Source organism: Rhodococcus sp. NPDC059968, assembly GCF_042738615.1.
Taxonomy (GTDB): Bacteria; Actinomycetota; Actinomycetes; order Mycobacteriales; family Mycobacteriaceae; genus Rhodococcus_F.
In genome coordinates this window covers 15,225-27,718 of the sequence record NZ_JBHWUE010000036.1, presented here as the reverse complement: position 1 = coordinate 27,718, position 12,494 = coordinate 15,225, and the positions used below count along the sequence as shown (strand labels likewise).

General features: G+C 61.7%; 10 protein-coding genes and 1 pseudogene. 8 read left to right on the top strand and 3 right to left on the bottom strand.

All coding sequences use genetic code 11. The features are described 5' to 3' along the window. Positions 1 to 40: 40 nt before the first annotated feature. A complete protein-coding gene (locus ACFWAY_RS26125; protein WP_378512686.1) occupies positions 41 to 1,510 on the bottom strand; it encodes an aldehyde dehydrogenase family protein in 1,470 nt (489 codons plus the stop codon). Positions 1,511 to 1,736: 226 nt separating this feature from the next. On the opposite strand from ACFWAY_RS26125, the gene ACFWAY_RS26120 reads away from it, so the two are divergent. The 4 genes from ACFWAY_RS26120 to ACFWAY_RS26105 are packed head-to-tail and all read left to right on the top strand — an operon-like array spanning position 1,737 to position 5,629. Beyond that, entirely contained in the window at positions 1,737 to 2,894 is a 1,158-nt protein-coding gene (locus tag ACFWAY_RS26120) for an NAD(P)-dependent alcohol dehydrogenase (RefSeq protein ID WP_378512685.1), read from the top strand. Positions 2,895 to 2,923: 29 nt separating this feature from the next. After that, complete coding sequence (locus tag ACFWAY_RS26115; protein ID WP_378512684.1) at positions 2,924 to 3,982, top strand: MBL fold metallo-hydrolase; 1,059 nt, start codon at positions 2,924 to 2,926, stop codon at positions 3,980 to 3,982. 54 nt (positions 3,983 to 4,036) lie between these two features. Further along, positions 4,037 to 5,020 (top strand): amidohydrolase family protein, encoded by a 984-nt coding sequence (locus ACFWAY_RS26110; protein ID WP_378512683.1) that lies wholly within the window; start codon positions 4,037 to 4,039, stop codon positions 5,018 to 5,020. Positions 5,021 to 5,065: 45 nt separating this feature from the next. Further along, the gene (locus tag ACFWAY_RS26105) at positions 5,066 to 5,629 is read left to right on the top strand and encodes an NADPH-dependent FMN reductase (RefSeq protein WP_378512753.1); all 564 of its coding nucleotides are present in this window, start codon (positions 5,066 to 5,068) and stop codon (positions 5,627 to 5,629) included. A 235-nt stretch (positions 5,630 to 5,864) separates the two neighbouring features. Here ACFWAY_RS26105 and ACFWAY_RS26100 read toward each other — a convergent pair whose 3' ends face one another. After that, positions 5,865 to 6,611 (bottom strand): DUF6081 family protein, encoded by a 747-nt coding sequence (locus ACFWAY_RS26100; protein WP_378512682.1) that lies wholly within the window; start codon positions 6,609 to 6,611, stop codon positions 5,865 to 5,867. A gap of 335 nt (positions 6,612 to 6,946) precedes the next feature. Between ACFWAY_RS26100 and ACFWAY_RS26095 the strand changes: the two are divergent. After that, positions 6,947 to 7,330: pseudogene (locus tag ACFWAY_RS26095) on the top strand (SDR family NAD(P)-dependent oxidoreductase). A 445-nt stretch (positions 7,331 to 7,775) separates the two neighbouring features. Here the strand turns inward: ACFWAY_RS26095 and ACFWAY_RS26090 are convergent. Continuing rightward, entirely contained in the window at positions 7,776 to 8,732 is a 957-nt protein-coding gene (locus ACFWAY_RS26090) for an FCD domain-containing protein (RefSeq protein ID WP_378512681.1), read from the bottom strand. Positions 8,733 to 9,012: 280 nt separating this feature from the next. Between ACFWAY_RS26090 and ACFWAY_RS26085 the strand changes: the two genes are divergently transcribed. The 3 genes from ACFWAY_RS26085 (at position 9,013) to ACFWAY_RS26075 (ending at position 12,481) form a co-directional block, all read left to right on the top strand. Beyond that, complete coding sequence (locus ACFWAY_RS26085) at positions 9,013 to 9,798, top strand: polysaccharide deacetylase family protein (protein ID WP_378512680.1); 786 nt, start codon at positions 9,013 to 9,015, stop codon at positions 9,796 to 9,798. A gap of 5 nt (positions 9,799 to 9,803) precedes the next feature. Beyond that, on the top strand, positions 9,804 to 10,880 hold the full coding sequence (locus ACFWAY_RS26080) for a homogentisate 1,2-dioxygenase (RefSeq protein ID WP_378512679.1): 1,077 nt from the start codon (positions 9,804 to 9,806) through the stop codon (positions 10,878 to 10,880). A 905-nt stretch (positions 10,881 to 11,785) separates the two neighbouring features. Then, positions 11,786 to 12,481 carry a phosphotransferase gene (locus ACFWAY_RS26075; protein ID WP_378512678.1) on the top strand — a complete coding sequence of 232 codons (696 nt, stop codon included), beginning with the start codon at positions 11,786 to 11,788 and terminating at the stop codon, positions 12,479 to 12,481. Positions 12,482 to 12,494 lie beyond the last annotated feature (13 nt).

The following is a 12,494-nucleotide window of genomic DNA, read 5'->3' as shown; positions in this document are numbered from 1 at the left end:
ACTACGTGTGCCTTCGTATATTGTTATGTGCGAATCGGTTTCAGTGGTTCATCCGGGGAGCGGGATGGACGAGGTGTTTGATCTCTTGGAATTCCTCGAGTGCCCGCTCCCCATTGAGACGGCCGATTCCGCTCTGCTTGAATCCGCCCTCTTCGAACTGATCAACGACGATTGCCCAGGTGTTGAACCACACGGTGCCTGCTTCGAGTTCTCTTCCCACTCTCAGTGGCCGGTCGACGTCCCGTGTCCAGATTCCGGCGGCGAGCCCGAATTCGGTGGCGTTGGCGCGGAGTATTGCGTCGGATTCGTCGTCGAACACCTCGAACGTTGCGACCGGTCCGAACACTTCCTGTTGAACGATTGGGGTATCGAGTTCGTTCACCTCGACGAGGCTGGGGCGATAGAACGCGCCGTCTGCCAATGGGCCTTTGGTGACCACCCCACCTCTGACGAGAATCGTCGCGTACTTGGCTGCGTCCTCTACCAGCAGGTCGACCCGTGCAGCGTTGGTGCGGTCGATCATGGGCCCCATCTCACTGGTCAGGTCGTCGCCGGGACCCACGCGCACCTGCTTCAGCGCCTCGGTCATCCGGGTGCGCAGTTCGTCAGCTATTCCGCGTTGGGCGAGGATGCGGCTTCCGGTCATACAGAACTGCCCGGTAAAGGTGGTGACCGCTTTGGTCAGAACCGGTACCGCGGCGTCGAGGTCGGCGTCGTCAAAGACGATCATCGGGGTCTTGCCGCCGAGCTCGAGCGACACCGGCTTGAGTGTCGCGGAAGCTTGTTCCATGATCTTGCGCCCCACCGTGGTACTGCCGGTGTAGCTGACGACATCGATGTCGGGGGATTGTGAGATCAGGCGGGCGCCATTTCCACGGCTTTCGGTGAACCCGTTGAAGATACCGGCTGGGATCTCGGAGACCTCCCCGATGATTTCGAATATCAATGCGTTGGTGAGGGCGGTCTGGGCAGGCAGTTTCACGACTACGGCGCAGCCGGCCGCGAGCGCTGGAACGAACGATCGAATCGACAGGATCACCGGCGAGTTCCACGGGGCGATCACGCCGGCTACTCCGACCGGCTGACGGATTGTCATCGAGTACAGGCCCGCTCTGACCTCGGCGGCCCGCCCGGACTCCGTCAATGCCAGGGCTGCGTAGTAGCGGATTTTCGAGATCGACAGATCAACTTCGAGCTCGGCCTCGCTGTGAATCTTGCCGTTCTCCCGTGAGAGAAGGGCAATCAGTTTGTCGCGGTGCGCGAACATGCGGTCGGCGAACGCGGACAGTGCCGCCGATCTCGTTGTTCGGTCGCGCCCCCACGCGCCGGTAGCGAAGGCGCGGCGTGCCGCGTCGATAGCGGACTCGACGTGCTCTTGCTGGGCATCGGCGAAGGTTCCGATCGCTTTGCCGGTGGCGGGATCGGTCGACTCTCCGACAACGGAGGAGTCGACCCACCGTCCGTCGATGAAGTTCGTTACGTGGGGAGGGACTGGATCGGTGGTGGGCATTGGGGGTTCTCCTTCGCGGAAGCTGGTCGCCAGGACTGGTGCCCTGTGCGCTCTGGCTGGGATCGCCATCCGCGGCGCCTTGACTGCGACCCGAACCGGAGTATCGTCCACTGTACATTCAAAGCATGCGCAAGCATTGAATTATTTTGTTTGCACTGTTCAAGCCCCACATATCGGCGGGACAGATCCCATCTGGCCCCCGCGGCAGGAACTCGGAGACGAATTGATGACACGGAACACAGTCCATGGCGCTGGAACGGAACGGATCACCGCGGCCGTGGTGCGCGAGAAGAACGGAGACTTTATTATCGAGACCCTCGAGCGGGAGTCCGATCTGCGGCTCGACGAAGTACTGGTGCGCGTCGTGGCGACGGGGCTGTGCCAGACCGATGTCCATGTTCGAGACCAGAATCTACCCACTCCCCTACCCGCCGTCCTCGGCCACGAGGGCTCAGGCGTTGTCGAGGCGGTCGGTGCCGCGGTGCAGACCGTAGCCCCCGGCGACCACGTGACCATGTCGTACCAGTCGTGCGGTCATTGCCGGTCGTGCCTGACCGGATACCCTGCCTACTGCGAGAGGTCCTTTCCTCTGAACTTCGGCGGAGCGCGGGCGGACGGCACGAACGCACTCCGCGACGACGCCGGCCACGAGATCCACGGACACTTCTTCGGGCAGTCCTCGTTTGCCACTCACGCCGTGGCCACCGAACGAAACGTTGTCAAAGTCCCCGTCGATGCTCCATTGGAGCTTCTCGGACCTCTGGGATGCGGGATACAAACCGGCGCCGGCGCGATAATGAACTCACTTGCTGTGCCCGCCGGTGCCAGCGTCGTGGTCTTCGGGGCCGGCGCTGTCGGACTGTCCGCGATCATGGCAGCTCATGCGGTCGGCGCAAGCCCGATTATCGCGGTGGACGTCGTCGACGAGCGCCTCATCCTGGCCGAAGAATTGGGCGCCACACACACCGTCAACGCACGTACGGCGGATGTGAGCGCATCCGTGCGCGACATCGCCCCCGGCGGAGTGGATTTCGCCCTCGAAATCACAGGGCGACCCTCCATGCTGACCTTGGCGGTCGACGTACTCGCCCCCCTGGGAACAGCAGGCCTGATCGGCGGTGCACCTGCGGGCACGCAAGCGCCGGTCGACATGAACACTCTCCTCGGTGGGCGCACGGTGCGCGGAATCGCACAGGGCGATTCGATACCACAGCTATTCATCCCGGAGCTGATCAAAATGCACCAGGCCGGAAGATTCCCGTTCGACCGCCTGGTCACGTTCTACGACTTCGCCGACATCAATACCGCTGTCGCGGACACCCAGAGCGGGAAGGCGATCAAACCGATCCTGCGCATCCCCACATCCCACACCATCTCCAACTAGACCCCCACCACCCAAGAAAGGCGCTCACAATGAGCAACAATGAGAAGCCCGGCATCTTGCCCGACCGCTACGGCCTCGGCGCCGCCGGCATGCCCTACACCTCTCTCTCGGACTACCGCCCCATCCCGCCGAACGCCACCGGATCGCTCTTTCTGCCGGATCGCCTCGAAAAGGGATACCACGTAGAAGAACTCAACGACGGGGTCTTCTACCTCACCTCCGGAGCGTACGACTGCATGTTCATCGCCACCGGCAACGGGGTGGTAGCAGTGGATGCACCGCCACTCCTCGGCGACAACATCCTCCGGGGAATCGCAGAGGTCACAGACGAACCAGTCACCCACGCCATCTACAGCCACTGGCACGCCGATCACATCGGAGCAGCTGGCGTCTTCGGCCAGGACGTGACCGTCTTCGCCCACGAGTACACCCGCGAGATGCTCGAACGCTGGCCAGACATGGGCCGCAAGAATGGCATTCCACTGCCGACAGAAACGATCTCAACCAGCCAGAGCATCGCGATCAACGGAGTTACTATCGATCTCGACTACAAGGGCGTCAACCACGCACCGGGGAACATCTTCATCTACACCCCGAAGCAGAAGGTTCTTGCCGCAATCGACATCATCAGCCCCGGCTGGAGCGCCTTCAAACACTGCGACGCATCCGAGAACATTCGAGGGTGGGCGGAAGCACACGATTGGATCCTCGAGTACGACTTCGATGCGGTCGTATCCGGCCACGTCAACAGATGGGGCACCCGCGAAGACGCGCTCGCATCCCGCGACTACACCTGGGACATCATCGACTTCGCCAAGCAGGCGTTCGACGAGGTCGACGACTTCGAACTGGTGGAACGGATCGGCTTCAGCAACGGCTGGGTCCTGTGGGAAGACTACTTCAACGACATGACGAACTACGTCACCAAGCAGACGCTAACCAAGACGACCGACAACGGCCAGACCTGGGCCGCACGGCTCGCCGGAGCCGACGTGATGACGAAGTATCACGCGTACTCGATCCTCGAGGCTCTCCGCCTGGAATGGGGCCTGCTCTCCAAGTTCGAACGAACCATCACGGGTGATTGACAGCCACACCATGGCACCTACAAGTCCCACACGTCGAACATGAATTGAGCACACATGAGCGGAAAGATTGCACTCGAAGAGCATTTCATTACACCGGATCTCGTCGACAAGGTGACCGGGGGACTGCCGGACCCGGCCGTCTGGAAGCAGGCTAGACGCCGGCTGCTGGACATGACTGACCTCCGACTGGCCGACATGGACGACGCCGGTATCGACTACTCCCTGCTGTCGGTCACTGGGCCAGCTGTTCAAGGCGAGACCGACCCGCAGGCGGCGGTGCATATGGCCCGGGAAAAGAACGACTTCCTCGCCGAATCCATCGCCCCACACCGCGGGCGCCTCGGCGGACTGGCCGCGGTTGCGCTTCAAGATCCCGCCGCCGCCGCCGCCGAACTCGAACGGGCTGTCACTACTCTCGGATTCTCTGGAGCACTGATCAACGGTTTCACCGATACCGCCGACCCGAACCGCGCTCTCTATCTGGACCGACCCGAAGTCGACGTGTTCTGGTCCGCGGTTGAGCGACTCGATGTGCCGGTGTACCTGCATCCGCGAGACCCGTTGCAAACCCAACGCGAAGCGTATCGAGACCACGAGGTTCTGCTCGGTTCGGCATGGGCCTTCGGCGTGGAGACCGCCACCCATGCCTTGCGCCTGATCACCGGTGGGGTTTTCGACCGTCATCCCGGAGTACAGATTGTTCTCGGGCATCTCGGCGAGACGCTGCCGTATTCGATCTGGCGAGTCCAGCATCGATACGAAGTCACTCATCGCGGCGTCGAGTTGGCCAGACCGCTCGCCGAATACCTCACCACCAATTTTCACGCCACGACCAGCGGATTCTTCGACGATGCGGCACTGCGATTCACAATCGAGAAGATGGGTCACGAACGGGTGATGTTCTCGAGCGACTACCCATACGAGGACATGATCGCTGCGAGCGAATGGTTCGACCGCGCACCGCTAACAGAGCAAGAACACCGGGCAGTCTCGCACTCCAACGCGGAAAAGCTCTTCAAGATTCACAATCAGTGGTGATCGACACCCCTAGCCATCCTTTAAGGAGCCTTCAACAAGACCGAGATTGGCATCATCGTCGGGAGCACTCGACCGGGGCGTCGAGCCGCAGACGTGGCAGCATGGGTGTACACGATCGCTCGCCGCCGAAGTGACGCACAGTTCGAGGTTGTCGATCTACTCGACTTCCACCTCCCTATGCTTGATGAGGAGATCCCGCCGTCATACGGTCAGTACACTCATGACCACACCAAGGCGTGGGCGGCGAAGATCGCATCCTTCGATGGGTTCATCTTCGTGACCCCGGAGTACAACCATTCAATCCCCGGCGCACTGAAGAACGCGGTCGACTTCGTCTACGGAGAATGGAACGACAAGGCCGCAGGGTTCGTCGGCTACGGCAGCGCCGGCGGCACACGCGCGGTCGAACATCTGCGCCAGGTGATGGCGGAGGTAAAGGTCGCCGGGGTCCGGACCGCGGTGGCACTGTCACTTTTCACCGACTTCGTCGAATTCCAGGAGTTTCGGCCCGCCGACTTCCACAAAGAATCGGTGGATGCGATGCTTGATCAACTCATCTCTTGGAGCAGAGCGCTCCAGACCAATCGAACACCCGAAACCATCGGCTGATGAAAGTCGGGCGGTACAAGACTATCCAATCACCAGTGCCGCGGTGAACCCGTGATGCTGAATCTGTGAATCAGGTTCTGCCAGCGGTACTCGCTTCAAACCGCCTCGTTTCACCGCCGCCTCGGGTGGCGGTGAAACGAGGATGCACAATCAGTTCGCACGATGTGCACGTTCGAGCCAACCGACTCGCGTTGGAAACCGGTGCAGTGATTCGCGGTGGCGGAGCCGGCCTAGGCTATGCACCGCCTGGACCATATTCGAAACGCCGCCACTGAGCAATCATTCCTTGCCCGTGGATCGACGTGGTGCTGCCCGCCGAGATAGGGGAAAGGGTCATCAATCCCATACCTAGGTTCAGTTGGCGTGGCATCACGGGGATTGATGGAATCGAGTACACAAGCGTGCCGTCCACGACGAATCGAACCACGCCGGTCTGCGCATCGATAGTGATTGCATACTGGTGGAACGTGCCTGGAGTTGTCGGCACACCGGCCAGGGGCGCGTCAACCACATACGTGAACGCGTCTTCCTCGCTCACTCCGGCGACCGGCAACCGTTCGTAGATAGCCAGGATCCGCGTCCCGGTGCTGACGAGGTCGAAGACCATGCCCGACTCCATGTCAAAGACGTTGAATGTCGCGAATCCGTCGCGGTAGTCATTGGCTGCGCCGCGGATCTTCTCCGCAGCCATCTCGACCGAGAAGGTGATCTGTCCACTCGTAGGCGTTGCAACCGACGATGTCGAGATCAAGAAGTGTTTCGCGTTGTCCGGTGACTGCAACTCGTTGTGGGACCGCGTGAATCGCGGGACTGAAACGACCACAGAGCCAGCCTCGACCCGTATATCGGCGCCCGGTTCTGCGAACACCCAAGGTGTCCCGTCTGGCGTGGGCAGCACCAACGGCTGCCAGAGTGCGGAGTCGAGGGTCGGCCCCACAAACGTATCGTACAGCGTTCTCTGGCCAGTTTCGGCAACGGACATGAAAGCCTCCTTGGAGCGACATCGACACGACTAATTGTGCTGCACATCAGTTTTGACTAAGCCAGCGAAGCCGGCGCGCAACTTGATGATGCGAGAGTAAGCCTGCAACCAACGCTTGCGCAAGCATAGTTATGCCTGCCTTGATGTGTGCCAGGTGATCCAGGCCACATAAGGGAGATGGTGTTCATGAACTCATTGGACGGCAAAGTTGCAATTGTGACCGGAGGTGGCCGCGGCCAAGGACGCTCTCACGCTATCGCTATCGCGCTCGCAGAAGCGGGTGCCGACGTGGCGATCTGCGATATCGATACCCACACCGATTCGGCCCCTACTCGATGAATTCGCCTGGCGAACTCGACGAGACAGTCAACCTCGTGGACAAGAACGGTCGATGCGTCGCCGAAGTGGCCGACGTTCGTGACCTCGAGCAGATGGATCAAGTGACACAGTGTGCCCTCGACGAATTCGGCAAGGTCGACATCATGGTCGCCAACGCAGGAGTCTGGACGGCGACGCCGGTCCATGAGATGTCCATTGCAGAGTAGAGGAACGTGATCGACGTCGACCTCCACGGCGTCTTCAACTCAATCCGCGCCGTTGCCCCGCACATGGTCGAACTGCGTAGCGGCCGCATCATCGCCACCTCGTCGGGCTACTGCCGAAAGGGATGCGGAAATCTCTCCAGCTACGTGTCTCAGGACTTCGAGTACAGTTCCTGATAGCGAGTCGTCCTGTCGAGTGTAAGAGTGTGGGCGATCGTGTCGTCGAAACTGGATCACACCAGCACTCGGGACCGGCCGGCTCGTGAGTCCCGATCGCGCCGGCGGACCGGGTGCGAACCAGACGGGATCTGTTGCGTACCAGCTTGGTTCGTCGTCATTCTGCCGTTGTTCTGGTGACGTTGATTGTGGTAAATCTGCCGGTACCGACAAGGCGATCGTCACCGTCCCCAGGGCGGCGAGGTGGCATTTCCTCGGACATCCCGCCTCGGCGATTTCCGGAGAAGGCGAGCCCATTGCCAGAGAGCGGATACACCGATAGACCCCCGCGCCCGTCCATCGCCCGTTCCATTCCCGATTGTCACGGACGGTCTCGACCACGGGGCCCTGAGGAGTCCCGGCCGAGACTGTATGGCCTGACGGCCAGACTCATCGCACCGGTCAACTAGTCGGAGATCCGGGCATGAGGGTCGGTCTTATGCCCTGGCGTAAGGCGATGCTCATGGGCGAGCGCTTCGGCGGCCGCGACATCGCCTTCTGCGATCGCCTCGACGAGATCGGCGTGCAACTGCAACCGGTCTTGCAAATATCGCGGAAGATCAGCGTTGGGAGAAATCGACTCGACGTTGTCGAATAGTGTTGTCAGTAGCGAGTTGTAAGTCGTACCGAGCACCTTGTTCGGGGTGATCTTCGCGATTTCGGCATGTAACTGCCAATCCGCCTGGAGGAACTTCACCGGATCGCGCAACTGACGCGCCATGCCACCGAGCAACCGGCGCAACTCGCCGACGTTTTCCTTCGTCGCATACCGAGCGGCATCGGCGATCAGCACCGGCTCGAGGGCATCGCGCACGATCAGGGTGTCCGCCACGGAGACCGGATCAGTCGCCGTCGACAGCATCGACGATCCGATGGCCACCTCGGACTGGGGCGCCATAAGTTCCTCCGCGGCCTCCGGAGTCAGGCCCCTGAGGACCTTGGTGAGTCCGCTTTCAATCGCGGCCGCCTCGCCCGGGGTCAGCTGGTCGCCGAACCAGCGTTTGATCCCAGCAATGTGCACGGGCGCTGCGCGGCGCAACCGCTCACGCCCCCGCTTGGTCAGCTGCACCGAACGATTACGCCGATCGCTCTCGAGCGCCCCACGTTGCACCAGCTGTGCATCCTCCATCTTCGCCAGAACACGGCTGAGTCCGCTCTGCCCCATCAGCATCCGATCCTGCAGCTCACGCTGAGTCAGCGCCCCGTGGGCCTCAGCGATGTGCAACAGAACCTCGTACCACGCCATCTCCAAATTCTCGACACGCTGGAGTTCCTCTGCGAGCGTCTTCATCAGCCGATCGTGTGCATATAGCATCGCGCGCCACGCAGTCACGTGCGCATTCGCCTGGTTCGTGCTCGCCATGTCGCCTCCATCCCTCCCATGCCACCCGTGTGGTGGTCCTGCCTCACCGATACGCCACTTCGCCCCCAGGGGTCCGAACTCTGCGCGCGCATGAAAACGTTGAAACCAGACTAGCACCATCGGACCGGATCGAATGCCGGACGCAGGGAAAAGTACCGCTTGAACTGGCCAGACCACATCATTTGCATCTACAGGCGGTTCATAATCAATACTTGCGCAGGCATTGATTAAGTGATCTACTAGTTGTGACAGGAGCCACAACACAGGAAGGGTCAGGACCATGACCGGGCATATTTGCGTGACGGTGGACAACCTGGGCCGCGCCCGCGAGGTTGGCCTCGGTGAGGTCTACCGTCCGGATCGGACCGAGCCTGGGCTAGAGGTCGGGGTTCCGCGGATGCTCGGGCTGTTCGATGAACTGGCCATCCGGACCACGTTCTTCGTAGAGGGCTGGAACGCGCTACACCACCGCGACGTTCTCGATTCGATCCTGGCCGAGGACCACGAGATCGGCCTGCACGGATGGGTGCACGAGAACTGGGCGGAGCTCCCCGAAGGCCAGCAAGAACGCTTGCTATTCGATGGGACCGCGGCGATACGCATGGCGGGCATCACCCCCAGCGGCTTCCGCGCACCGGGCGGATACCGCGGCTCGCGCACGGCCGCCCTGCTCGCCGAACTCGGCTACGCCTACGACAGCAGCGTCGAACCGGCGACGGAAGACGATCCTCTCGTCGTATCGCTGTTACCCGAGGGCCTGGTGAACATTCCCTGGCACTGGCAGTCCAACGACTATTGGCAGTACTACATGCACCCCGCCGGCCCTCAATCCCCGGATCAGGTGCTCGCCTCCTGGCGAGCGGACCTCGAGCGGGTGGCACACGACGACAGTCTGCTGACCATCACCGTCCACCCGTTCGTATCGGGTGCGGACGCGGACAAGTTCTCCGTCCTGCGCGCCTTCTTAACCGAGGCCGCATGCCATCCCGATCTGGAAGTGATCACGACCGGCCAACTTGTGGCCCGAGCCCGTACAGCGATCACCGCAGGCCCCAGCCCGCTTTGACCTACATGGCCGCCGAACAAACACGGCAAACACCGACTAAGGGATTGGAAGAAACAATGACTGAGCCCACCGGCCAGACAACAGTGCTGTACACGCGCAATGGATTCGCCGGCCCCATGGCAACCATGGTGCGCGAGCAGTACCCGCCCCAGTACACCCGTGTCGTCGGTGACTACGCACCGCGCATCTTGGATCTACATGCCCTCGACGAGCAGGCTTTCGACGACGTACGTTCCCTCCCGGTTTCAGTCCTCGAAGGCCCTGGCCTGCGGATGGAAGTGTCCTATCGCAAGCAGGACAGCGTGTTCGGATTGCGCAACGTCTTCGCCGACGAAGTTCACGTGGTTCTCGCTGGCTCGGCCACCCTCGAAACCGAGTTCGGTGTGCTCCGAGTGGCCAAGGATGATCTGGTACTGATTCCGCGGGCCACGACGTACCGGTTCGTCGATGTCAAGGATGAGCTGCGTGAGTACATCCTGGCGTCGGAGACAGAACTGTCCTTTGCGATGCAGCCGGGTCTTGGACCGCTCGAGCGTTTCGAAACGCCGGCGCCGTACGCCGACCCTTCGATCCGACGGGGCGAGTTCGAAACAGTCGTCCGCCACGGCAACGAGTTCACCTCCATTTTTACTGACTACGACCCCCTGCCGACCGTTTCGACGGAGGGAACCCCGTTGGTGACCAAGGTCAACATCAACGATCTGCGCTCGATTGGTATGGAAAGTGGGCTGCTCCTCCCGCCCCTGCTGTTCGACGACGCCACTACCCAGACGTTCATCTTCGACCTCAGCGCCCGCTCGGGCAGCCGACCCCCCGTGCACTACAACGCCGACTACGACGAGTGCATCCTGTTCATGGAGGGCCCCGGCAGCTGGGGAGCTGTCAACACGCCCGGCCTGATCACCCACACTCCCAAGGGGCTTGCCCATCAGGGCCCCGTGGAGAACGTGCCGGAAGGATACCGTGCAATTCTTATCGAGACACGGTGCAAGCTGAAGGTCACCGCCGCCGGTCGCGACATCAGCCACCTTGCGGAAACAGACCAGTACTCACGCCACCCCAGCGAATCCCAACTGGCCTAACCAAGCTGGCCTGGGCGGGTCAGCGGTGGCCCCGCCCAGGCTTTCCCAACCGTCACTCTTTGGGCGAACCCCGACCACGCGGTTGTCCCCCACGAGTCAATCGCAGCACCGGATCACTCCAGCACCGCTGATACCAGAGATACACCGATCTGCCTTGTACGAGGAGATGAGTTCGATGCTCGACCACACCTTCTGGCGCCGCATTCAGCGCGAGACGGATGACGATCTGCGCGAGAGCATCTCCAGCCGAGCATGGACATGCGAACAAAGCGTCGCCATGGTGCACGCACTTCGTGCTCGCGAGGACGCGCGACAAGCGGCCGAAAGGCTTGCGGGGCGCGCTCGGTGGACAGAGGTCCACGCCCACCACTACGAGAGCACAACCACCGACTTAGACACCGCGGCAGTGGCATAAGGGACTGGGACTGATGACGCATGCCGCTCCCCCGCCCGGACACTCCGCGACCCGTACCGGTTACAGGTCGGAAAGGCTGACACAGTGCTCCTCCTCCGATCCGACGACCCCGGCGGCGGCCGCGGCCGGAAGTTCCTCTCGTTTGCCCCGCACCCGTCCGGCAACAAGGCACGGACGAGCCTCCACGAGCAGCGGATCTGGCTCGCCGGTGGCAACTGCGCGCACCCAAAGCGGTGGATACCGGAATTGGCCACACACAACAGGCCGGACAGGAGCGGTGCGGCTCTCAAAACCAGCACGTATGCCTGAATACAATGGAGATCGCATGCCGCGCAGTCATATTGAGTCCGAACGCCCACACTCTGAATTGGACCGCATCGAAGACGCAACGCGGTACCTCAAACAGAGGGGCCTGGTGCCACCCGGACCAATACCGGCCGGACGCCTCGGACACGGACCTCGCGCTGCGATTCGTGTCGGAGACACAGTGATGACGGTCGGCGAGCCGTTGACACTCGCTCACGCCGCGGACGCAATGGCCCGAGTCAAAGAACTGGCACCCGAGGTTCTCTGGCTGGATCTGGACTACGGCGTGCTCGTCACCCGCTATGTCCCTGGAACGAACTGGGAGCAACAGCTGCTGGCCGGCAAGATCGACGCGCGGACCTTTGCCATCGCCGGCGCATCACTGCGCGGGATTCACGAGATATCTCCGGGAACGTCTGACTACCCCGATCACATCCTGCCACTACCCGCTGGTCGGGTCCCTTTCGAGGCAGATACCTCCGTAGCACACCTCCACGAACGTCTGCGTACGTGCGGACGCAGCCTTCTGCACGGAGACTTCAATCCCCGGCATGTGGTGATCACTCCCGACCGGCGGCTGACCGTCGCTAGATGGAGTTCTGTTGCCCTGGGATCCACCTTGAGCGATGTCGCGCAACTTCTGGCGTCGTTGCTGCTTCGCAGCCATCTACAGCCGTACACCGAGGACTGGTACATCGATGCCGGCCGTGCCTTCCTCAGCGCGTACGGAGACACCGACCAGACACTGCTTCCCTCCCTGGTGGGTGTCGAGCTCCTCGCTCTCATCGACAGACCGCAGCAGCTGCCCGACACCACAATCAGCGACCTGACGTCCCGGGCGATCGGACTGCTTTCCCACACCACCCCGCTGCCCTGGTAGCCACTCAGCACAA

What these genes read in the sequence shown, in the direction of transcription:
- ACFWAY_RS26120 (WP_378512685.1), top strand. Translation starts at nt 1,737, where the DNA reads ATGACACGGAACACAGTCCATGGCGCTGGAACGGAACGGATCACCGCG.
- ACFWAY_RS26110 (WP_378512683.1), top strand. Translation starts at nt 4,037, where the DNA reads ATGAGCGGAAAGATTGCACTCGAAGAGCATTTCATTACACCGGATCTC.
- ACFWAY_RS26080 (WP_378512679.1), top strand. Translation starts at nt 9,804, where the DNA reads ATGGCCGCCGAACAAACACGGCAAACACCGACTAAGGGATTGGAAGAA.
- ACFWAY_RS26100 (WP_378512682.1), bottom strand. Translation starts at nt 6,611, where the DNA reads ATGTCCGTTGCCGAAACTGGCCAGAGAACGCTGTACGATACGTTTGTG.
- ACFWAY_RS26090 (WP_378512681.1), bottom strand. Translation starts at nt 8,732, where the DNA reads ATGGCGAGCACGAACCAGGCGAATGCGCACGTGACTGCGTGGCGCGCG.
- ACFWAY_RS26115 (WP_378512684.1), top strand. Translation starts at nt 2,924, where the DNA reads ATGAGCAACAATGAGAAGCCCGGCATCTTGCCCGACCGCTACGGCCTC.
- ACFWAY_RS26125 (WP_378512686.1), bottom strand. Translation starts at nt 1,510, where the DNA reads ATGCCCACCACCGATCCAGTCCCTCCCCACGTAACGAACTTCATCGAC.
- ACFWAY_RS26085 (WP_378512680.1), top strand. Translation starts at nt 9,013, where the DNA reads ATGACCGGGCATATTTGCGTGACGGTGGACAACCTGGGCCGCGCCCGC.
- ACFWAY_RS26075 (WP_378512678.1), top strand. Translation starts at nt 11,786, where the DNA reads ATGACGGTCGGCGAGCCGTTGACACTCGCTCACGCCGCGGACGCAATG.